Source organism: Micromonospora terminaliae (assembly GCF_009671205.1).
GTDB lineage: Bacteria > Actinomycetota > Actinomycetes > Mycobacteriales > Micromonosporaceae > Micromonospora > Micromonospora terminaliae.
Genome location: NZ_CP045309.1, coordinates 3,527,635 through 3,549,708, shown reverse-complemented (window position 1 = coordinate 3,549,708; position 22,074 = coordinate 3,527,635). Strand labels below are relative to the sequence as shown.

General features: G+C 72.8%; 17 protein-coding genes. 10 read left to right on the top strand and 7 right to left on the bottom strand.

Going from position 1 to position 22,074, the window contains the following annotated elements:
* Positions 1–5: 5 nt before the first annotated feature.
* Together uvrC and GCE86_RS16025 are read left to right on the top strand one after the other, a co-directional pair.
* The gene (gene uvrC, locus GCE86_RS16030; protein WP_154227723.1) at positions 6–1,946 is read left to right on the top strand and encodes an excinuclease ABC subunit UvrC; all 1,941 of its coding nucleotides are present in this window, start codon (positions 6–8) and stop codon (positions 1,944–1,946) included.
* A 1,562-nt stretch (positions 1,947–3,508) separates the two neighbouring features.
* Complete coding sequence (locus GCE86_RS16025; RefSeq protein WP_154227722.1) at positions 3,509–4,162, top strand: C39 family peptidase; 654 nt, start codon at positions 3,509–3,511, stop codon at positions 4,160–4,162.
* Positions 4,163–4,242: 80 nt separating this feature from the next.
* Here the strand turns inward: GCE86_RS16025 and recQ are convergent, their stop codons facing one another.
* Positions 4,243–6,081 (bottom strand): DNA helicase RecQ, encoded by a 1,839-nt coding sequence (gene recQ / locus GCE86_RS16020; RefSeq protein WP_154227721.1) that lies wholly within the window; start codon positions 6,079–6,081, stop codon positions 4,243–4,245.
* Positions 6,082–6,307: 226 nt separating this feature from the next.
* Between recQ and rapZ the strand changes: the two genes are divergently transcribed.
* From rapZ to GCE86_RS15980, 8 genes are all read left to right on the top strand, one after another.
* Positions 6,308–7,216 carry an RNase adapter RapZ gene (gene rapZ / locus GCE86_RS16015; RefSeq protein WP_151461987.1) on the top strand — a complete coding sequence of 303 codons (909 nt, stop codon included), beginning with the start codon at positions 6,308–6,310 and terminating at the stop codon, positions 7,214–7,216.
* The gene (locus tag GCE86_RS16010) at positions 7,213–8,211 is read left to right on the top strand and encodes a gluconeogenesis factor YvcK family protein (RefSeq protein ID WP_154227720.1); all 999 of its coding nucleotides are present in this window, start codon (positions 7,213–7,215) and stop codon (positions 8,209–8,211) included. Before rapZ ends, GCE86_RS16010 begins: the two co-directional genes overlap by 4 nt.
* 56 nt (positions 8,212–8,267) lie before the next feature.
* A complete protein-coding gene (whiA, locus tag GCE86_RS16005; protein WP_091597037.1) occupies positions 8,268–9,248 on the top strand; it encodes a DNA-binding protein WhiA in 981 nt (326 codons plus the stop codon).
* Between the two features lie 264 nt (positions 9,249–9,512).
* Complete coding sequence (gap, locus tag GCE86_RS16000) at positions 9,513–10,517, top strand: type I glyceraldehyde-3-phosphate dehydrogenase (RefSeq protein WP_154227719.1); 1,005 nt, start codon at positions 9,513–9,515, stop codon at positions 10,515–10,517.
* Entirely contained in the window at positions 10,514–11,713 is a 1,200-nt protein-coding gene (locus GCE86_RS15995) for a phosphoglycerate kinase (protein WP_154227718.1), read from the top strand. Before gap ends, GCE86_RS15995 begins: the two co-directional genes overlap by 4 nt.
* The gene (tpiA, locus tag GCE86_RS15990) at positions 11,714–12,505 is read left to right on the top strand and encodes a triose-phosphate isomerase (protein WP_154227717.1); all 792 of its coding nucleotides are present in this window, start codon (positions 11,714–11,716) and stop codon (positions 12,503–12,505) included.
* Between the two features lie 95 nt (positions 12,506–12,600).
* The gene (secG, locus tag GCE86_RS15985; protein ID WP_154227716.1) at positions 12,601–12,861 is read left to right on the top strand and encodes a preprotein translocase subunit SecG; all 261 of its coding nucleotides are present in this window, start codon (positions 12,601–12,603) and stop codon (positions 12,859–12,861) included.
* A gap of 130 nt (positions 12,862–12,991) precedes the next feature.
* The gene (locus tag GCE86_RS15980; protein WP_154227715.1) at positions 12,992–13,336 is read left to right on the top strand and encodes an RNA polymerase-binding protein RbpA; all 345 of its coding nucleotides are present in this window, start codon (positions 12,992–12,994) and stop codon (positions 13,334–13,336) included.
* A 45-nt stretch (positions 13,337–13,381) separates the two neighbouring features.
* Here GCE86_RS15980 and pgl read toward each other — a convergent pair whose 3' ends face one another.
* From pgl to tkt, 6 genes are all read right to left on the bottom strand, one after another.
* A complete protein-coding gene (gene pgl / locus GCE86_RS15975; protein ID WP_154227714.1) occupies positions 13,382–14,152 on the bottom strand; it encodes a 6-phosphogluconolactonase in 771 nt (256 codons plus the stop codon).
* A 78-nt stretch (positions 14,153–14,230) separates the two neighbouring features.
* Entirely contained in the window at positions 14,231–15,247 is a 1,017-nt protein-coding gene (locus tag GCE86_RS15970; RefSeq protein WP_154227713.1) for a glucose-6-phosphate dehydrogenase assembly protein OpcA, read from the bottom strand.
* A 31-nt stretch (positions 15,248–15,278) separates the two neighbouring features.
* The gene (gene zwf / locus GCE86_RS15965) at positions 15,279–16,793 is read right to left on the bottom strand and encodes a glucose-6-phosphate dehydrogenase (protein WP_154227712.1); all 1,515 of its coding nucleotides are present in this window, start codon (positions 16,791–16,793) and stop codon (positions 15,279–15,281) included.
* A gap of 38 nt (positions 16,794–16,831) precedes the next feature.
* Entirely contained in the window at positions 16,832–18,472 is a 1,641-nt protein-coding gene (locus tag GCE86_RS15960; RefSeq protein ID WP_154227711.1) for a glucose-6-phosphate isomerase, read from the bottom strand.
* 69 nt (positions 18,473–18,541) lie between these two features.
* The gene (gene tal, locus GCE86_RS15955) at positions 18,542–19,720 is read right to left on the bottom strand and encodes a transaldolase (protein WP_154227710.1); all 1,179 of its coding nucleotides are present in this window, start codon (positions 19,718–19,720) and stop codon (positions 18,542–18,544) included.
* A gap of 16 nt (positions 19,721–19,736) precedes the next feature.
* Positions 19,737–21,875: a transketolase gene (gene tkt, locus GCE86_RS15950; RefSeq protein WP_154227709.1), complete on the bottom strand. Its 2,139-nt coding sequence runs from the start codon at positions 21,873–21,875 to the stop codon at positions 19,737–19,739.
* Positions 21,876–22,074 lie beyond the last annotated feature (199 nt).

Below are 22,074 nucleotides of genomic sequence, written 5' to 3'. Positions count from 1 at the left end.
GGCGCGTGGCTGACCCCTCGACCTACCGTCCCGCACCTGGCACCATCCCGGAGTCGCCAGGGGTCTACCGCTTCCGCGACGGCACCGGCCGGGTTATCTACGTCGGCAAGGCGCGCAACCTGCGCAGCCGGCTCAACTCCTACTTCGCCGACCCGGTCAACCTGCACCAGCGCACCCGCCAGATGGTCTTCACCGCCGAGTCGGTGGACTGGATCACGGTGGCGACCGAGGTCGAGGCGCTCCAGCAGGAATACACCTGGATCAAGCAGTACGACCCCAGGTTCAACGTCCGCTACCGCGACGACAAGTCGTACCCCTACCTGGCGGTGACCCTCGACGAGGAATATCCGCGCCTGCAGGTGATGCGCGGCGCCAAGCGCAAGGGGGTGCGCTACTTCGGGCCGTACTCGCACGCCTGGGCCATCCGCGAGACGCTGGACCTGCTGCTCCGCGTGTTCCCGGCGCGGACCTGCTCCTCCGGGGTGTTCAAGCGCGCCGGCCAGGTCGGGCGGCCGTGCCTGCTCGGCTACATCGGCAAGTGCTCCGCGCCCTGCGTGGGCAGCGTCAGCGCGGAGGGGCACCGGGAGATCGTCAACGGCTTCTGCGACTTCATGGCCGGCCGCACCGACACGATGGTGCGCCGGCTGGAGAAGGAGATGCTGGAGGCCAGCGAGCAGCTCGAGTTCGAGCGGGCCGCCCGGCTGCGCGACGACGTGGCCGCGCTGCGCCGGGCCATGGAGAAGCAGACCGTGGTGCTCGGCGACGGCACCGACGCCGACGTGGTGGCCTTCGCCGACGACCCACTCGAAGCCGCGGTCCAGGTCTTCCACGTCCGCGACGGCCGGGTCCGCGGCCAGCGCGGCTGGGTGGTGGAGAAGACCGAGGAGCTGACCACCGGCGACCTGGTGCACCACTTCTGCACGCAGGTCTACGGCGGCGAGCAGGGCGAGGCCGACGTCCCGCGCGAGCTGCTCGTCCCCGAGCTGCCCGGCGACGTCGACGCGCTCGCCGACTGGCTGTCGACCCGGCGGGGGAGCCGGGTGTCGCTGCGGGTGCCGCAGCGCGGCGACAAGCGGTCGCTGCTGGAGACCGTCGAGCGCAACGCCAAGGACGCGCTCGCCCGGCACAAGCTCAAGCGGGCCGGTGACCTGACCACGCGCAGCCAGGCCCTCGACGAGATCGCCGAATCGCTCGGCATGCGCACCTCCCCGCTGCGCATCGAGTGCTTCGACGTCTCGCAGATCCAGGGCACCGACGTGGTGGCCAGCATGGTCGTCTTCGAGGACGGCCTGCCGCGCAAGAGCGAGTACCGGCGGTTCATCGTGCGCGGCGCCACCGACGACCTGTCCGCCATGTCCGAGGTGCTGCGCCGGCGCTTCGCCCGCTACCTGGACGCCCGTGCCGAGACCGGGGAGATCGGCGAGGAGACCGCCGGCGACCCGGACCGGCCCGGCATCGACCCGACCACCGGGCGGCCGCGCAAGTTCGCCTACCCGCCCCAGCTCGTCGTCGTCGACGGTGGCCCGCCGCAGGTGGCGGCAGCCGCGCAGGCCCTCGCCGAGCTGGGCATCGACGACGTGGCGCTCTGCGGGCTGGCCAAGCGGCTCGAAGAGGTCTGGCTGCCCGACGACGAGTTCCCCGTCATCCTGCCGCGCACCTCCGAGGCGCTCTACCTGCTCCAGCGGGTCCGCGACGAGGCCCACCGCTTCGCCATCACCTTCCACCGCCAGCGCCGCTCCAAGCGGATGACCGAGTCGGCCCTGGACAACATCCCCGGCCTCGGCGAGGTACGCCGCAAGGCCCTGCTGCGGCACTTCGGCTCACTGAAGCGCCTCAGCGCGGCGACGGTGGAGGAGATCACCGAAGTGCCGGGAGTGGGGAAGCGGACGGCCGAGGCGATCCTGGCCGCCCTCGACGAAGACGCCCAACGCACCCCGAGCGCCTGACCCCGCCGGCTTTCCGGCAGGTCGCCTCCTGGTGCCGCTTTCGTTGATCAAGAAGTTTGCGTCGGGATTCGGGTGGAAGGCGACGCAAACCTCTTGATCAACGCGGGTGGTCCGTCGGTGGCCGGCAGTCGGCGGGGCCGACGGCCGTTCCGCATGAACGCGGTGTCCAGTCGGCGGTCTGGTCGCCCGGTTCGCTCCTCCTGGCCGTCCGTAGCTGGGCCGGCGACCGGGTCGGGACGAGGTGCGGGGCGCGGGCCCGCCGCCCGCGCGGCCCGATCCGGCGACACCACCACCTCCGGTGCCGCGCGATCCATTCACGTCATCACGTTCGCAGCCGCCGGTACCGGCAGCGTCGGTCAGGGGTGAACGTCCGTCTCCGGCGGTGTCCGGCAGCGTCGGTCAGGGGTGCATGTCCGTCTCCGGCGGTGTCTGGCGGCGTCGGTCAGGGGTGCATGTCCGTCTCCGGCGGTGTCCGGCGGCGTCGGCCAGGGGTGCATGTCCGTCTCCGGCGGTGTCTGGCACCGTCGGTGGAACGCCATGGCTGTCTCCGAGGTCCGGATACACCCATGGTGTTCCACTGACCCGGACCGGGCCTCGTGCGCGGGTCCCTGCCCGCTTAGTCGCGATCTTGGACAGGTGTTGTTCGCAGCCAACGGTAAGTGTCCAAGATCGGCGGTCGGCGCGATGATCATTGTGCGGCTTGGGGTGAGTTGTTCGGGTCGCGGCTTGTGTCGGCGGCATCGCTGCGGCCTGGAGTGGCGGGGCGCTTCGCCCGCCCCGTCGGCTTCCCCCGCGCGCGAGAGATCAGCGGACGGCGGACCCGGCCGACGGACGGCACGCGCAGATCTTGGAGAGTTGCCGTTCGCTGGGAACGGCAACTCTCCAAGATCCGCGCATCGAGTGCACGCCCTGGGGTGCGTGTCCGGTTTGCGCCGGCAGGTTCGAGGCATGGTGTCCGGTTTCGGCGGGTTGTGTCGGGTGGTGGGCGCCACCATCGGGGCGGAATCATGCCGGGGGCGGGGTCGTTGTACATGGCAGACCGCGCAGCACCCCACCCCTCGAGGTGAGGGCAGCCGGTCGGAATGACCCCGGCCGGTCCGCGGGCCGCGCACCACCGGCCCGCCGCACCGGGCAGCCCGCGGGGAAAGCATCCCGCCACCCCGGTCGTTACATCTCCCGGGCCGCGCACCACCGGCCCACCGCACCGGGCCAGCCGCGGGGAATCACCCCGCAGCCCCGGTCGTTACATCCCCCGGACCACGCACCACCGGTCCGAGCCGGCTAGCCAGGGAATCACCCCCGGCCGCCGGTCGTTACATCCCCCGGACCCGTGAAGGTCCGAGCCGGTGAGCCAGGGAATCACTCCGGGCCGCCGGTGGTTACACCACCCCGGGACATCGGATCGAGCGTGTGGGAATCACGTCCCCGCCGCCGATGGTTACACCCCGGACCGCCCGAGCAGGACCCCCACCGCCGGGCATCTCCCCAGACTTTCTCACCGGCCACCCGCACCCCCCTGTGCGTGTGTGCTGTGCACCCCCGACAGAAAGGCGTCACTCATCATGCGTACCAACACCATGCTGCGTAACACCGTTCTGACCGCTGCCGGCTTCGCCGCCACCGCCGGTGGGATCGCCGGCCCCGCCATCGCCGCCCACGCCACCCCCGCCGAGAAGACCGCCCAGGTCAGCACCGACCGCAAGGGTCACGGCGAGCGGGAACTCGACGTCCGCTACGAGGCGCAGCCGAACTTCTACTACTGCGGCCCCGCCGCCACCCGCAACGCCATCTCCGTGCTCGGCAAGAACATCGACGTCGACGCCATGGCCAAGGAGATGGGCACCACCGAGAACGGCACCAACAGCATCAACGACATCACCCCCGTCCTGAACAAGGAGACCGGCAAGCACTACCGGTCCGTCGAAATCAAGGACGGCAAGGCCGACGACAAGCAGACCGACACCCTGCGCACCGACATCGTGCGCACCGTCGACGACGGCCGCGCCGTGGTCGCCAACATCGCCGGCACCACCACCGACACCGACGGCAACACCCACTCCTTCGAGGGTGGCCACTACATCAGCGTCGTGGGCTACCGCGACGGCGGGAAGACCGTGACCATCGCCGACTCGGCCGACCCGAACATGGCCTCCTACCGCATCAGCGTGGACAACCTCGCCGACTGGATCGCCACCCGCGGCTACAGCGCCTCCTGACCGGCTATCCGCTGACAGGAGCGAGCACGAAGGGCCGGCTCCCACAAGGGGCCGGCCCTTCGTCGTGTCCCGGGACCGTGTCAGGACTCCGCGAGTACGGCGAGGATCCCCTCGCCGTACTTGGCCAGCTTGTTGTCCCCGACGCCGCTGATCCGGGAGAGCTCGGCCAGCGAGGCCGGCGCCTCGGTGGCGATCTGCCGGAGGGTGGCGTCGTGGAAGATGACGTACGCCGGTACGCCCTGTTCCTTGGCGGTGGCCGCCCGCCAGGCGCGCAGCCGCTCGAACACCGGGGCGGCGGCCGGGGCGAGGTCGGCCACCACGGTCGCCGCACCCCGGGGCTTGGCGGACCGGCCGGCCGGCCGCTCCGGCTCCCGCCGCATGGTGACGGTGCGGCGGCGGCCCAGCACCTCGGCGCTCGCCTCGGTGAGCGCCAGGGTGCCGTAGTCGCCCTCGACGGCGAGCAGGCCCTCGGCGAGCAGTTGCCGCACCACGCCCCGCCACTCGGCCTCGCGCAGGTCGGTGCCGATGCCGAAGGTGCTCAGCGAGTCGTGGCCGTGCTGGTCGATCTTGTCGGTGTGCCTGCCCAGCAGGATGTCCACGCAGTGCCCGGCGCCGAACCGCTGGTGGCGTTCCCGGTCGAGCCGGTAGACGGTGGAGAGCAGCTTCTGCGCGGCCACCGTGCCGTCCCAGGACTCCGGCGGCTCCAGGCAGGTGTCGCAGTTGCCGCAGTTGGCCGTGCCGCCCTCGCCGAAGTATTCGAGCAGCTGCGCGCGGCGGCAGCGGACCGTCTCGCAGAGTGCCAGCATGGCGTCGAGGTGGGTGGCGAGGTTGCGCCGGTGGGCCAGGTCGCCCTCCGAGGTCTCGATCATCTTGCGCTGCTGCACCACGTCCTGAAGCCCGTACGCCAGCCAGGCGGTCGACGGCAGCCCGTCGCGCCCGGCGCGGCCGGTCTCCTGGTAGTAGCCCTCCACCGACTTGGGCAGGTCGAGGTGGGCGACGAAGCGGACGTCGGGCTTGTCGATGCCCATGCCGAAGGCGATGGTGGCGACCATGACGAGCCCGTCCTCGCGCAGGAAGCGCTGCTGGTTGGCCGCGCGCGTCGCCGCGTCGAGCCCGGCGTGGTAGGGCAGCGCCGGGATGCCGTTGGCGACCAGGAACTCGGCGGTCTTCTCCACGGAGGCCCGGGACAGGCAGTAGACGATGCCGGCGTCGCCCGGGTGCTCGTCGCGCAGCAGGGCGAGCAGCTGCTTGCGCGGCTCCCGCTTGGGCACGATCCGGTACTGGATGTTGGGCCGGTCGAAACTGGCCACGAAGTGCCGGGCCTCGGTGAGGTCGAGCCGCGTGGCGATCTCCGTGCGGGTGGCCCGGGTGGCGGTCGCCGTCAGCGCGATCCGCGGTACGCCCGGCCAGCGCTCGTGCAGCATCGACAGGTTGAGGTAGTCGGGGCGGAAGTCGTGGCCCCACTGGGAGACGCAGTGCGCCTCGTCGATCGCGAAGAGGGCGATCCGCCCGCGCTCCAGCAGGGCGACCGTGCCGCGGGTGGCCAGCGCCTCCGGGGCGAGGTAGAGCAGGTCGAGCTCGCCGGCGAGGAACGCCGCCTCGACCCGTCGCCGCTCGGCGAGATCCTGGGTCGAGTTGAGGAACCCGGCCCGCACGCCGACCGCGGTGAGCGCGTCGACCTGGTCCTGCATGAGCGCGATCAGCGGCGAGACGACCACGGCCGCGCCGTCGCGGACCAGCGCCGGGATCTGGTAGCAGAGCGACTTGCCGCCCCCGGTCGGCATCAGCACCAGCGCGTCGCCGCCGGCCACCACGTGCTCGACGACCTCGTGCTGGAAGCCGCGGAAGGCGTCGTAGCCGAACACCCGGCGCAGCACCCGCAGCGCGTCCTCGGTCCGCTGATCGGTGGGGGAGACCATCCGCGCAGTCTACGAGCGCCCGCCGACACCACCCCGCCCCGAACGGCCGCGTGGCGGCAAACCGAGACCCCCGCAAAACGGACAAGCACGTGTTCCGGTCGTCACCCCGTGGAATCCCGGGCGGGGTCGAAGCCGTTAGAGTCGCTGACTGACCACGCGCGGCCGACCGGCTGCGGCGCCACGGCTGGGGGTACGGGTGAGCGAGGCGCGGACGGCGGAAGACCAGGTGCCGACCAACGCGGAGACAGCTCTCGGGCGGCCCGCGCCGGCCGAGGCGGACACCACCCTCGTGGTGGTGACCGGCCTGTCCGGCGGTGGCCGCAGCACGGTGGCCCGGGCGCTGGAGAACGTCGGCTACTACGTGGTGGACAACCTGCCCCAGGCGCTCATGCTCGACATGGCCGAGCTGGCCTTCAAGGCCGGCGGCGCGGCCCGGCGTACCGCGATGGTGCTCGACGTCCGCTCGCGGGCCTTCTCCACGGACCTGGCCGGGGCGATCCGGGAGCTGCGGGAGCGCGGCTTCCAGCCGCGGGTGGTCTTCGTCGACGCCGACGACGAGGTGCTGATCCGCCGCTTCGAGAGCGTCCGCCGCTCGCACCCGTTGCAGGGTGACGGGCGGCTGGCCGACGGGATCGCCGTCGAGCGGGCGCTGCTGGAGGAGGCGCGGGACCAGGCCGACGTGATCATCGACACCAGCCACCTGAACGTGAACCAGCTCCGCCGCCGGGTCGAGGAGCTGTTCGGCGGGGAGGACTCCCGCCGGCTGCGGATCACCGTGCTCTCCTTCGGCTTCAAGTACGGCCTCCCGCCGGACGCCGACTTCGTGATGGACGCCCGGTTCCTGCCGAACCCGTACTGGGTGCCGGAGCTGCGCGAGCACACCGGGCGCGAGGAGGCGGTCAGCGCGTACGTGCTGGGTCAGGAGGGGGCGGACGCCTTCGTGGCCGGGTACGCGGACCTGGTCAACGCCACCACCGCCGGTTTCGAGCGGGAGGGCAAGCGCTACCTGACCGTGGCCGTCGGCTGCACCGGCGGCAAGCACCGCAGCGTGGCGATCGCCGAGGAGCTGGCCGCCCGGCTGCGCCGCTCCGGCATCGCCGCCAACCCCCAGCACCGGGACCTGGGGCGCGAATGACCCCGACGAGGGTGGTCGCCTTCGGCGGCGGACACGGGCTGTCGGCGTCGCTGCGCGCGCTGCGGCACTGCGTACCCGGACTGGATCTGGACATCACCGCGGTCGTCACCGTGGGCGACGACGGTGGCTCCAGCGGGCGGCTGCGCGCGGAGCGCGGCGGCCTGCCCCCGGGCGACCTGCGGCAGGCGCTCGTCGCCCTGGCCGGCGACCACCCGGCCACCCGGCGCAGCGCGGCGCTCTTCCAGCACCGCTTCGCGGCGGCCGGCGGAAGCGGCGGAGCGGCCGTCGAGGGCGGGGGAGCGGCCGACCCGCTCGCCGGCCACGCCGTCGGCAACCTGCTGCTGCACGGGCTCACCGAGCTGCTGGGCGACCCGGTGGTCGCGCTCGACCACGCGGGCGCCATGCTCGGCGCGGTCGGCCGGGTGCTGCCGATGTCCCGGCAGCCGGTCGGGATCGAGGCCCGGGTACGCGGCGCCGACCCGGACCACCCCGACGAGGTCCGCACGGTGCGCGGGCAGCACCAGGTGGCGGTCACCTCCGGCACGGTCGAGTCGCTGCGGCTCACCCCGGCGGCGCCGGCCGCCTGCGCCGAGGCGGTGACCGCGGTGGGTGCGGCCGACTGGCTGATCTTCGGGCCGGGCAGCTGGTACACGAGCGTGCTGCCGCACCTTCTGGTGCCGGGCCTCGCCGACGCGATCGTCTCCAGCCCGGCGCGCCGGCTCGTGACCCTCAACCTGGTGGCCGAGAAGGAGACGTCCGGCCTGTCCCTGCCCGACCATCTGGACACCCTCCGGCGCTATCTGCCCGAGTTGAAGGTGGACATGGTGTTGGCCGACTCCAAGGCGGTGGCTGATCCCGTGGCGGTGGAACGTGCGGCAGAATCGCTGGGTGCCCGGCTGGTCCTCGCTCCCGTCGCCGTCACCGACGGCACGCCCCGTCATGATCCGGCCGCCCTGGGCGCCGCGCTGGTGCCTGTCCTGGGCGCCGATCGTTAGACACGTACGTAATCACCGGCGACACGCCGGAACCGGTCCGTGAGGGGGCGCGCAACATGGCGATGACGGCTGCGGTCAAGGACGAGCTGAGTCGGGTCGACGTGCCCAAGCCCTGCTGCCGGCGGGCGGAGATGGCGGCCCTGCTCCGGTTCGCCGGCGGCCTGCACATCGTGTCGGGTCGTGTCGTGGTCGAGGCCGAGCTGGACACCGGGGCGGTGGCCCGGCGGCTGCGCCGGGAGATCGCCGAGGTCTACGGCTACCCGAGCGAGATCCACGTGCTGGCGTCGGGCGGCCTGCGCAAGGGCAGCCACTTCATCGTGCGGGTGGTGAAGGACGGCGAGGCGCTCGCCCGGCAGACCGGCCTGCTCGACGTCCGCGGCCGCCCGGTGCGCGGCCTGCCGCCGCACGTCGTGGCCGCCAACGTCTGCTGTGCGGTCTCCGCCTGGCGGGGCGCCTTCATGGCGCACGGTTCGCTGACCGAGCCGGGCCGGTCCAGCGCGCTGGAGATCACCTGCCCCGGCCCGGAGTCGGCGCTCGCCCTGGTCGGCGCCGCCCGCCGGATCGGCATCACCGCGAAGAACCGCGAGGTGCGCGGGGTGGACCGGGTGGTGGTCAAGGACGGCGACGCGATCGCCGCGCTGCTCACCCGGATCGGCGCCCACTCCAGTGTGCTGGCCTGGGAGGAGCGGCGGGTGCGCCGCGAGGTGCGGGCCACCGCGAACCGGCTGGCCAACTTCGACGACGCCAACCTGCGCCGGTCGGCCCGCGCCGCGGTGGCCGCGGCCGCCCGGGTCACCCGCGCGCTGGAGATCCTCGCCGAGGACGCCCCCAACCACCTGACCTCGGCCGGCCAGCTGCGGCTGGAGCACCGGCAGGCCTCGCTGGAGGAGCTCGGCGCGCTGGCCGACCCGCCGCTGACCAAGGACGCCATCGCCGGCCGGATCCGCCGGCTGCTCGCGCTCGCCGACAAGCGGGCCCGCGACCTGGGCATCCCGGATACCGAAGCGGCCGTCACGCCCGACATGCTCGTGGTCTGATAGGACCGGTGAGGCGTCGAGCTGGGCGAGGGATCACCACCCGCCGCAGCGCGGCGGCGCGCGCTCGGATAAGGTCGCTGCGTACGGCAAGGGGGCCGGCAAAGGCATCCCTCGCCGTGCTCACCGCCTCGGGCGGTCTGGTCTCCTGGGACCGCGGCGGGGTGGCCGAGATGAACCGTCAACGGCCGGCTCCACCGGTCGGCGAACAATCTCCGCCGGCCGGGTTCCCACGCCGGCGGACCAGAACGCGAGGAGATGGGACCTGTGACCATCCGGGTTGGCATCAACGGCTTCGGCCGGATCGGCCGCAACTTCTTCCGGGCAGTGCTGGCGTCCGGCGCTGACATCGAGGTCGTGGCGGTCAACGACCTGACCGACAACGCGACGCTCGCCCACCTTGTCAAGTACGACAGCATCCTGGGTCGCCTCCCGCACGAGGTGAAGGCCACCGCCGACGAGATCACCGTGGGCGGCAAGACCATCAAGGCGTACGCCGAGAAGGACCCGGCCAAGCTGCCGTGGGGCGAGGTCGGCGCCGACGTCGTCATCGAGTCCACCGGTTTCTTCACCGACGCCACCAAGGCGAAGGCGCACGTCGACGGCGGGGCCAAGAAGGTCATCATCTCCGCCCCGGCGAAGAACGAGGACGTCACCGTGGTCATGGGCGTCAACCAGGACCAGTACGACCCGGCCAAGCACACGATCATCTCGAACGCCTCCTGCACCACCAACTGCCTCGCGCCGATGGCCAAGGTGCTGCACGACACGTTCGGCATCCAGCAGGGTCTGATGACGACCATCCACGCGTACACGCAGGACCAGAACCTGCAGGACGCGCCGCACAAGGACCTGCGCCGGGCCCGGGCCGCCGCGCTGAACATCGTGCCGACCTCGACCGGCGCCGCCAAGGCGATCGGCCTGGTCCTGCCCGACCTCAAGGGCAAGCTGGACGGCTACGCGCTGCGCGTGCCGATCCCGACCGGCTCCGTCACCGACCTGACCGTCACGGTCGGCCGGGAGACCACCGTGGACGAGGTCAACGCCGCGCTCAAGGCCGCCGCGGACGGCCCGCTCAAGGGCATCCTGATCTACAACGAGGACGCTATCGTCTCCTCGGACATCGTCACCGACCCGGCGTCCTGCATCTTCGACGCGCCGCTCACCAAGGTGATCGGCAACCAGGTCAAGGTCGTCGGCTGGTACGACAACGAGTGGGGCTACTCGAACCGCCTGGTCGACCTGGTCAAGCTGGTGGGTTCGTCGCTGTGAGCATCCGCAACCTCGACGACCTGCTCGGCGAGGGGGTGTCGGGTCGGCGCGTGCTGGTGCGCGCCGACCTGAACGTCCCGCTCGACAAGCAGACGGGCGAGATCACCGACGACGGCCGCATCCGCGCCGTGCTGCCGACCGTGAGCGCGCTGGTCCAGGCCGGCGCCAAGGTGGTCGTCTGCTCGCACCTGGGCCGCCCGAAGGGCGCGCCGGACCCGCAGTTCAGCCTCCGCCCGGTCGCCGGGCGGCTCGGCGAGCTGCTCGGCGCGCCGGTGCACTTCGCCGAGGACACCGTCGGCGACTCGGCCCGGTCCACCGTGGAGGGCCTGGCCGACGGCCAGGTGGCCCTGCTGGAGAACCTGCGCTTCAACAAGGGCGAGACCAGCAAGGACGACGCCGAGCGGGGCGCGTTCGCCGACCAGCTCGCCGCGTTCGGTGAGGCGTACGTCGACGACGCCTTCGGTGCGGTGCACCGCAAGCACGCCAGCGTCTACGACGTGCCGGCCCGGCTGCCGCACGTCGCGGGCCGCCTGGTGCTGCGCGAGGTGGAGGTGCTCAGCAAGCTCACCGGCGACCCGGAGCGGCCGTACGTGGTGGTGCTGGGCGGCTCCAAGGTCTCCGACAAGCTGGCCGTGATCGAGGCGCTGCTGCCCACGGTCGACCGGCTGCTCATCGGCGGCGGGATGTGCTTCACGTTCCTCAAGGCCCAGGGCCACGAGGTGGGCACCTCGCTGCTGGAGGAGGAGATGGTCGAGACCTGCCGCAACCTGCTGGAGCGCTCCGGCGGCAAGATCATGCTCCCGGTCGACGTGGTGGCCGCGGACGCGTTCGCGCCCGACGCCGCCCACGACACGGTTCCGGCCGACGGCATCCCGAGCCACCGGCTGGGGCTGGACATCGGCCCGGAGACGGTGGCCGGCTTCGCCGCCGCGCTGTCCCAGGCGAAGACGATCTTCTGGAACGGCCCGATGGGCGTGTTCGAGATGGCGGCGTTCGCCAACGGGACGCGGGGCGTCGCCGAGGCGATCACCAAGACCGACGCGTTCAGCGTGGTCGGCGGCGGCGACTCGGCCGCGGCGGTGCGGGCGCTCGGCTTGGACGAGTCCTCGTTCGGCCACATCTCCACCGGCGGCGGCGCCTCCCTGGAATACCTCGAGGGCAAGACCCTCCCCGGCATCGCGGCCCTGGAGAGCTGAATGGCGAGCACCCCCCGCCGGCCGCTGATGGCCGGCAACTGGAAGATGAACTTGAACCACCTCGAGGCCAACCTGCTGGTGCAGAAGCTGGCCGCGAGCCTCAACGAGAAGCAGCTCACCGACGTCGAGACGGTGGTCCTGCCGCCGTTCACCGACCTGCGCACCGTGCAGACCGCGGTCGACGGCGACAAGCTGCTGATCGGCTACGGCGCGCAGGACCTGTCGCCGTACCAGTCGGGCGCCTACACCGGGGACATCGCCGGGCCGATGCTCGCGAAGCTCGGCTGCACCTACGTGGTGGTCGGCCACTCCGAGCGGCGGCAGTACCACCACGAGGACGACGCCCTGGTCAACGCCAAGGTGGCGGCGGCGCTGGCGAACGGGCTCACCCCGATCCTCTGCATCGGCGAGGGGCTGGAGATCCGTGAGCAGCTCAAGCACGTGCCGCACTGCTGCGACCAGCTCGACGGCGCGCTGCGAGGGCTCACCGCGGAGCAGGTCACCAAGGTCGTCGTGGCGTACGAGCCGGTCTGGGCGATCGGCACCGGCAAGACGGCGACCCCGGAGGACGCCCAGGAGGTCTGCGGCGAGGTGCGCAAGCGCCTGGTGGAGACCTTCGGCCAGGACACCGCCGACCAGGTCCGGATCCTCTACGGCGGGTCGGTGAAGTCCTCGAACGTGGCCTCGATCATGGCCCAGCCGGACGTGGACGGGGCCCTGGTCGGTGGCGCGAGCCTGGACGCCGAGGAATTCGCGCAGATCTGCCGGTTCCCGGAGCACATCGCCCGCTGAACGCTCGCTATCCTTGACGCTGCCCGTCCGCCGGTCGGTGCCGCCGTGCCCGACAGCACCGGGCAGTGATCGCAACGAGAGGACTGACCCCCGCCATGCCGATCTGGTTCGCCTACACGATGATCGTGTTGCTGATCATCACGAGCATCCTGCTCACCCTGCTGATCCTCCTGCACCGCGGTAAGGGCGGCGGGTTGTCGAGCATGTTCGGCGGCGGTGTCAGCTCCAGCCTGGCCGGCTCCTCGGTGGCCGAGAAGAACCTCGACCGCTACACCGTTCTGGTCGGCATCGTCTGGTTCGCGTGCATCGTCGGGATCGGGCTCTGGCTCCGGCTCCAGACGGGCAGCGGCGCCTGAGCGAGCGCTCCGAGTCGTACAATCTGCGCGCGGTCCGTCACGGACCGCGCGCAGATGTTTTTTCTCCCCGCGTCGCCCGCCGCCCACCCCCGCAAGCGGCGGTCCCCTCCGACGACAGGAGCGAGCAGCCGTGTCCAGTGGCAACGTCATCCGCGGCACCCGGATCGGGTCCGCCCCCGAGCGTTTCGAGCAGCGGATCGAGCCGGCGCCGCGCCGGCCGGTCACCTACTGGTGCGCCAACGCCCACCGCGTCCAGTTCCTCATCGCCGCCGAGGCGGAGGCCCCGGAGACCTGGGACTGCCCGCGCTGCGGCGAGCCGGCCGGCCCCGACAAGGGCAACCCGCCGGGCCGGGCCCGGGTCGAGCCCTACAAGAGCCACCTGGCGTACGTGCAGGAGCGGCGCACCCCGGAGCAGGGGGAGGCACTGCTCGCCGAGGCCCTGGAGACGCTGCGCCGGCGGCGCGGCGGGGCCTGAGCGCGCGGGAGCCCCGACCCGCCCGGGCCGGGGCTCCGCCGTCGTTCAGCGCAGGCTGCGCAGCCGGGGTGGCACGTCGGCCGCCGCGGCCCGGTCCAGCAGCCAGAGGGTGCGGGACACGCCGCGCACCCCGGCGGCCGGCAGCTGCACGGGCCCGGCCCCCGCGAGGGCCATCCCGACCGCCCGGGCCTTGTCCGCCCCGGCGGCCACCAGCCAGACCTCCTCGGCCGTATTGATCGCCGGGAGGGTGAGCGTGGTGCGCACCGGCGGCGGCTTGGGGCTGCCGCGCACCGCGCTGACCGGCCGGTTGTCGTGGTGCACCGGGTGCTCCGGGAAGACCGAGGCGACGTGCCCGTCCTCGCCGACGCCCAGCATCAGCACGTCGAAGTGGGGGAGGGCGGCCGTTCCCGGCCGGGCGGCCCGGGCCAGCTCCTGCGCGTACCCGGCGGCGGCCGCCTCCGGGTCGTCGCCGGCCGGCCCGTCGGAGGCCGGCATCGCGTGGATGCGGGCGGGGTCCAGCGGGACCGCGTCCAGCAGCGCCGCCCGGGCCTGGGTCTCGTTGCGCTCCGGATCGCCGGCCGGCAGGAACCGCTCGTCGCCCCACCAGACGTCGACCCGGGACCAGTCGACGGCGTCCCGGGCGGGCAGCTGCGTCACCGCCCGGTACACCGCGGCGGCGATCCGCCCGCCGGTCAGCACCACCGACGCCTGGCCGCGCTCGGCCTGGGCGTCGAGCAGCTTCACCACCAACCGGGCCGCCACCGCCTGCGCCAGCAGGTCGGGGTCGGCGTGTACGGCGACACTCGCCTCACTCATCCGTCGTGCCTTCGTCCTCCGACCGCCCCGCGGCGGTCACCTGTGCTGTCCGACCGCCGAGCGGTCCGCGCGGCCCGCTCACTCGTTGGCGGTCGCGCCGGCGTGCGCGGTGACCCCGGCCTCGGCCCGCTGGGCGGTCGCCGGATCCTTCCACACGTGCACCCGCTGGGCGGGCCGCTGGTCCAGCCCGGTCAGCCCGGCGGTCGCGCCGAGCGCCTCGGCGTAGACCTGGTCGGCGTCGAGCCGGCGCAGCTCCTCGGCCAGCTCGTCGCCGAGCGGCCGGCGGACCAGCGGCAGGGTGCGGTCCTCCTGGCCGGTACGCCGGAAGACCGCCACGTTGTCGTCCCGGGTCAGCGTCAGCTGGTCGCCGTTGGCGCAGCGCAGCTGCACCTCCCGCATCCGGGGAAACTCGTCGGTGTGGTCCCAGACCGGCTCGATGCCGAGCCGGGCGATCAGCCAGCCGCGCATCAGCGCCGCCGTCGGGTCGGTGCGGGGCGCCACCACGGTCGCCTCGGTGACGCGGGCCTGGGTGGTGTCGAACGCCCCGGCCACGAGGGTGCGCCACGGCGTGATCCGGGTCCATGCCAGGTCGGTGTCGCCCGGGGCGTAGTCCGCGGCCCGCTGCCGCAGCGCGGCGATCGGGTCGGCGGCCTGCGCGGCGTCGGTGATCCGCCGGTCGGCCACCACGCCGAGGAAGTCGGTGGCGATCTCCTCCGGCGGCTCGCCGTGCCACCAGGTCACCACCGGCACGTCGGGCACCAGCAGCGGCATCACCACAGACTCGGCGTGCAGCGCGAGCCGGCCGTACATCCGGGTCACCACCGCCTCGCACGGGCCGAGCCGGCCGCCGACGACGATCTCCGCGTCCAGCCGGTTGCGGTCCCGCTCGACGTCGGAGCGGACCACCACGAGCAGCCGGCACGGGTGGGCGGCGGCCGCGATGGTCGCCGCCGCCTCGGCCTCCCGGACCCGCTTCTCGTCCACCACCACGATCAGCGTGAGCGCCATCCCGCTGGCCACCCCGCCCGCGCTGCGCCGCTCGGCGGCGAGCGCCTTGACCACCTCGTTCCCGGTGGTGTCCCACAAGCCGATCAACGGAACCTCCTGGTTCGCTCGCTGTGCTCCCTCACGCTCGCCGCCAGGACCGGCCGTCGCGGGCCAGCATCTCGTCGGCGGCCCGGGGCCCCCACTCGCCGGCCCGGTACGGCTCCGGCTTGGTGCCCGCCCAGGCGTGCTCCAACGGGTCCACCACCTGCCAGCTCTGCTCGACCTCGGCGGCGTCCGGGAACAGCGTCCGGTCGCCGATGAGCACGTCCAGCACCAGCCGCTCGTACGCCTCGGGGCTGGACTCGGTGAACGCCTCGCCGTACTGGAAGTCCATCGCGATGTCGCGGACCTCCATGGTGGTGCCGGGCACCTTGGAACCGAACTTCAGCACCACGCCCTCGTCGGGCTGGACCCGGATGACGAGCTGGTTGGGGCCGAGCGACTCCATGTCGGCGGGGTTGAACGGCAGGTGCGGCGCGGTCTTGAACACGATGGCCACCTCGGTGACCCGACGGGGGAGCCGCTTGCCGGCCCGGATGTAGAACGGCACCCCGGCCCAGCGCCGGTTCTGGATGCCCAGCTTCACGGCCACGTACGTTTCCGTGGTGGAGTCCGGCGGGACGCCCTCCTCGTCGAGGTAGCCGACGGCACGTTCGCCACCCACCCAGCCGGGCAGGTACTGGCCGCGGACGGTGTCCCGGGAGACGTCGTGCGGCACCGTGATGGCCTTGAGCACCTTGAGCTTCTCGGTGCGGATCTCGTCGGCGTCGAAGCTGGTCGGCTCCTCCATGGCCACCAGGGCGAGCAGCTGGAGCAGGTGGTTCTGGAGCACGTCGCGGGCGGTGCCGACCGAGTCGTAGAAGGCGGCCCGGCTGCCGATGCCGACGTCCTCGGCCATGGTGATCTGCACCGAGTCGACGTACTTGGAGTTCCACAGCGGCTCGAACAGGTTGTTGGCGAAGCGCAGGGCCAGGATGTTCTGGACCGTCTCCTTGCCCAGGTAGTGGTCGATGCGGAAGACGTCCTGCCGGGTGAAGACGTCGTCGACCAGGTCGTTGAGCGACTTGGCCGAGGGCAGGTCGTTGCCGAACGGCTTCTCCACGACCACCCGGCGCCAGCCGCCGGACTTGGCGTTGTCCGCCATGCCGGTGCGGGCGAGCTGCTTGAGCACCACGGGGAAGGCCGCCGGGGGGATAGAGAAGTAGAAGGCGGCGTTGCCCGGGATGCCGTGGGTGTCGCGCAGCTCGTCGAGGGTGGCGGCGAGGTGGTCGAAGGCGGCGTCGTCGTCGAACGAGCCGCCGACGAACTTGATGTTGCCGGCGAGCCGGGCCCAGACCTCCTCCCGCCACGGGGTGCGGGCGTGCTTCTTGGCCGCGTCGTGGGCCAGCCCCTCGAAGTCGCCGTCGCCCCAGTCGCGCCGGGCGAAGCCCAGGACCACGAAACCGGGCGGCAGCAGCCCCCGGTTCGCCAGGTCGTAGACCGCCGGCAGGAGCTTCTTCTTGGCCAGGTCGCCGGTCACCCCGAAGATCACCAGAGCGCAGGGCTCCGGGATCCGTGGCAGCCGGCGGTCCTGAGGATCGCGCAGCGGGTTCATGCCGCCTCCTCGCTCCGCCGATGTCACGTCATTCATCGTCACGTCAGTGTCCGTCCGGCCGCATCCAGTAGCTGGGCGACGCCCGCCGCCCGCTCGGTCAGGTGCAGGCGCAGCACCGGCCGCCCGCGATCGGCGAGCGCCCGCCGGTCGCCGGCGGCCTGGGCCGCCTGAAGGTCTCCGAAGGTGTACGGGCGGCCGGGCACCGGCAGGTCCCCGGTGACCGCGCCGGTCACCTGGAGGTGGCTGCCGGCCCGCGGGCCGCCCAGGTGGTACTGCCCGGTGGAGTGCAGGTGCCGCGGTCCCCACCCGAAGGTCACCGGTCGCACGGTGGCCCGGGCCAGCGTGGCGCGGAGCCCCGCCACCGCCGCGTCGTCCCGCCGGTCGAGGTGGGCGGTCACCGCCAGGTAGCCGTCGTCGCCCAGCCCCGCGAGCAGCCAGCGCAGCGCGCCGGCCAGGTCGGTGGGCGCGCCGGCCGGCGCGTACACCTCGACGGCGCCCTCGGTGGCCGAGGGCGACTCCGCCGGCGGGCCGGAGGCGAGGAGCCGCGCGGTGTGCTCCGTGCTCGCGGCGGCATCCGGCTGGTCGAACGGGTCGACGTCGAGCACGGCGGCGGCGAGCGCGGTGGCGTACTCCCAGGTGAGGAACTGCGCGCCGAGCGGGCCGTTGACCGCCACGTCGGCGGGGCCGGGCGCGGTGCCCGGGCCGAGGGCGCCGCCGTAGCTCACGGTCAGCACGCCGGGACCGGTGGCGCCGGGGGCGTCCGGGGACTCCACCACCACCGGCAGGATGCCCCGGCCGGCCTTGCCGGTGGACCCGGCGAGCAGATGCTCGGCCCAGTCGCCCAGCCCGTCGAGGCCGGTGGCGTCGGACACCAGCGCGACGGTGTCCCGGCCGCTGGTGGCCGCCGCGGCGAGTGCCGCACCGAGGGCCAGGCCCGGGTTGTCCCGGTCCCGGTCCAGCGCGCCGGCGAGGGCCTCGGCGTCGTCGAGCAGGTCGGCGACCGGCGCTCCGGCCAGTGCGGCCGGGACCAGCCCGAACGCGGTGAGCGCCGAGTACCGCCCGCCCACCTCCGGGTCGGATTGGATCACCACGACGCCCAGCTCGTCGGCCACCGCCTCCAGCGGGGAGCCGGGATCGGTGACCACCACGAAGTGCCGCGCGGCCTCCGCCTCGGTCCGGCCGGCGTCCAGGAACGCCTGCCAGTAGGCCCGCCGGACGCTGTCGGTCTCCACCGTGACACCGGACGCGCCGGCGACCACCACCACGGTGCGGTCCAGCCGGTCGGCCAGGGCCGCGCGGATCTCACCCGGGTCGGTGCCGTCCAGGACGGTGAGCGGCCGGCCGACGGTCCGCGCGATCACCTCCGGGGCGAGCGAGGAGCCGCCCGTGCCGGCCAGCACCACGTGGTCCAGGTCGGCCAGCTCCTCGGTGAGCTCGGCGAGCTGGGGCAGCAGCTCCCGGGCGCGCGCGTGGGTGTCCAGCCAGCCCAGCCGGGTGCGGGCCGTCGCCTCGACGGCCGGCCCCCACAGGGTGGGGTCCTTGGCGGCGAGCCGGGCGGGGAGGTCGGCGGCGACCAGCGCGGCCCGCACGGACGCGGGCGCGGACCCGTCGACCGCGTCCGCGCCGTGCACGGCCAGCCCGGCGGCGATGTCCGCCCGGCCGGCCAGCAGGTCGCTCACCTCACCACCCCGTCCCCGCGGCGCGGGGCGTCCCACGGAGGACCCGCGGGACGCGTCCGGCGCCGTCCGTCACGCGTTGCCTCCGGCCTTCTCGGCGGCCTGTGCGTTGCCCTTGGCGGCCCGGCCCGGCTGACCGATGCCCTTGGCCGCCTCGGCGAGGGACTTCTTGACCCCGTCGAGCAGTTCCAGCCAGCTCGTCTCGAACTTCTCCACGCCCTCCCGCTCCAGGGTGGCGATCACGTCGGCCATGTCCACGCCGACCGCCTCGAGGTCGGTGAAGACCTTGCGGGCCGCGTCGTACGCGCCGGTGATCGTGTCGCTGCGCGTCTCGCCGTGGTCGGCGTAGGCGTGGATGACCGATTCCGGCATCGTGTTGACCGTGCCGGGGGCGATCAGCTCCTCGACGTAGATCACGTCCCGGTAGTCGGGGTTCTTGGTCGAGGTGGAGGCCCACAGCGGGCGCTGCGGGTGGGCGCCGGCGTCGGCCAGCTTCTTCCACCGGTCGGAGCCGAAGACCTCGCTGTAGCGCTCGTACGCCAGCTGGGCGTTGGCGATGGCGGCCTTGCCGCGCAGCGCCTTGGCCTCGTCGGAGCCGATCTTCTCCAGCCGCTTGTCCACCTCGGTGTCGACCCGGGAGACGAAGAACGAGGCGACCGACCCGATCTTCGACAGGTCGTGGCCGTTCGCCTTCGCCTGCTCCAGACCGGCCAGGAACGCCTCCATGACCTGCGAGTACCGGTCGAGGCCGAAGATCAGCGTGACGTTTACGCTGATGCCCTCGGCCAGGGTCGCGGTGATCGCCGGGAGGCCCGCCTCGGTGGCCGGGATCTTGATGAACAGGTTCGGCCGGTCGACCAGCCACCAGAGCGCCTTGGCCTCGGCGACGGTCCGGTCGGACTCGTGGGCCAGCCGCGGGTCGACCTCGATCGACACCCGGCCGTCCACCCCGGCGCTCTTGTCGTAGGAGGGGCGCATCACGTCGCAGGCCCACCGCACGTCGTACGTGGTGAGCATGCGGACCGCCTCCTCGACCTCGATGCCACGGATGGCGAGGTCGCGCAGCTGCCAGTTGTACTCGTCGGCGTCACTGAGCGCCTTGGCGAAGATCGTCGGGTTGGTGGTCACCCCGGCCACGTGCGACTCGCGGCGGAGCTTGTCCAGCCCGCCGGAGCTCAGCCGTACCCGGGAAAGATCGTCGAGCCAGATCGCCACACCGGCGGCCTGGAGCTCGCTCAGCCTGTCCGTCATGCTGCCCACGCTCCCCTCAGTTGCCGGTCGTGAAACCGGTGATGTCGCCCACCCGGGTCAGCGCCGCGTGCGCGGCGGCCACGATCCGGTCGGGGGTGAACCCGAACTGCTCGAAGAGCACGGTGTGCGGCGCGCTCGCCCCGTAGTGCTCGAGGCTCACGCACTCGCCGCTGTCCCCGACGATCGCCCGCCAGGACATGGCGATGCCCGCTTCCACGCTCACCCGTGCCTTTACCCCGCGCGGCAGCACCGACTCCCGGTAGGCCTCGTCCTGCTCGAAGAACCACTCCTGGCAGGGCATCGAGACGACCCGGGTGGGGGTGCCGTCGGCCTCCAGCCGCTCCCGGGCGGTGAGGCAGAGCTGCACCTCGGAGCCGGTGCCGATGATGATCACCTGTGGCCTGCCGCCCGACGCCTCGGCCAGCACGTAGCCGCCCTTCGCGACGCCCTCGGCGCCGGCCAGCTCGGTGCGGTCGACGGTCGGCAGCGCCTGCCGGCTGAGCGCCAGCGCGGTCGGCCGGTCGGTGTGCTCCAGGGCCTGCCGCCACGCCCACACGGTCTCGTTGGCGTCGGCCGGGCGGACCACGTCGAGGCCGGGGATGGCGCGCAGCGCGGTCAGGTGCTCCACCGGCTGGTGGGTCGGGCCGTCCTCGCCGAGGCCGATCGAGTCGTGCGTCCAGACGTAGGTGACCGGCAGCTTCATGAGCGCGGCGAGCCGCACCGACGGGCGCATGTAGTCGCTGAACACGAGGAACGTGCCGCCGTACGGCCGGGTGCCGCCGTGCAGGGCGATGCCGTTCAGGATCGCGCCCATGGCGTGCTCGCGGATGCCGAAGTGCAGCGTGCGACCGTACTCGTCGCCCGGGAAGTCCTTGGTCGCGTGCTCCGACGGGATGAAGGACGGCTCGCCCTTCATCGTGGTGTTGTTGCTCTCCGCCAGGTCGGCGGAGCCGCCCCACAGCTCGGGCAGCACCGGGGCCAGGGCCTCCAGGACCTTGCCGGAGGCGGCCCGGGTGGCCACGCCCTTGGCGTCGGCCGGGAAGGTGGGCAGCGCGTCGGTCCAGCCCTGCGGGAGCGTACGGGTGGACATCCGCTCCCACAGCGCCTTGCGCTCCGGGTTGGCCTCCGCCCACGCGTCGAACGCGGTGGTCCACGCCGCCTGCGCCTCGGCGCCCCGCTCCATGACCTGGCGGGCGTGCTTGAGCACCTCGTCGTCGACCTGGAAGGTGCGCTCCGGGTCGAAGCCGAGGATCTGCTTGGTGGCCTTCACCTCGTCGGCGCCGAGCGCCGAGCCGTGGATCTTGCCGGTGTTCTGCTTGTTGGGCGCGGGCCAGCCGATGATCGTGCGCAGGGCGATGAAGGAGGGGCGGCCGGTCTCCGCCCGGGCGGCCAGCAGCGCGTCGTGGAGCGCCTCGACGTCCTCGTGGTAGTCGCCCTGGTCGGCGTCGCCGCGGCGCCAGTCGACCGTCTGGACGTGCCAGCCGTACGCCTCGTAGCGGGCGGCCACGTCCTCGCTCTTGGCGATGCGGGTGTCGTCCTCGATCGAGATCTCGTTGTCGTCGTAGATCACGCAGAGGTTGCCGAGCTGCTGGTGGCCGGCGAGGGCGCTCGCCTCGTGGCTGATGCCCTCCTCGATGTCACCGTCCGAGGCGATGCACCAGATGTCGTGGCGGAACGGGGAGTCGGCCCGGTCCGGGTCCGGGTCGAACAGGCCGCGCTCGCGGCGGGCCGCCATGGCCATGCCGACCGCGTTGCCGAGGCCCTGCCCGAGCGGGCCGGTGGTGGTCTCCACGCCCGGCGTGTGGCCGTGCTCCGGGTGGCCCGGGGTGAGCGAGCCCCACTGCCGCAGCGCCTTGAGGTCGTCCAGGGCCAGCGGGTAGCCGGAGAGGAAGAGCTGGATGTAGAGGGTGAGGCTGGAGTGCCCGGCGGACAGCACGAAGCGGTCGCGGCCGGGCCAGTTCGGGTCGGCCGGGTTGTGCCGCATGACCCGGTTGAAGAGCAGGTAGGCCGCCGGGGCGAGGCTCATGGCCGTGCCGGGGTGGCCGTTGCCGGATTTCTCCACGGCGTCCATGGCCAGCACGCGGACCGTGTCGACGGCCCTGCGGTCGAGGTCGGACCAGTTGAGAGCGGGAAGCTCGGGTCGGTTGGCAGCCACGATGGTTGTGCTCCTCGGCAGATGGGCGGAACCCTCACTGATGACCCTATCGAGCGGCCCTAAACGTCCGCCCGGGGATCTCTGCATGCTGGTCTGTACGGCTCCGACCGGATCAGCCGTTCAACCCGGGATGTGACGGCCCGCACCGTTGCCGGGTCTCCGGGGCAGCCAAAACGACGCCGCGTAGTGTGTGGGGCGG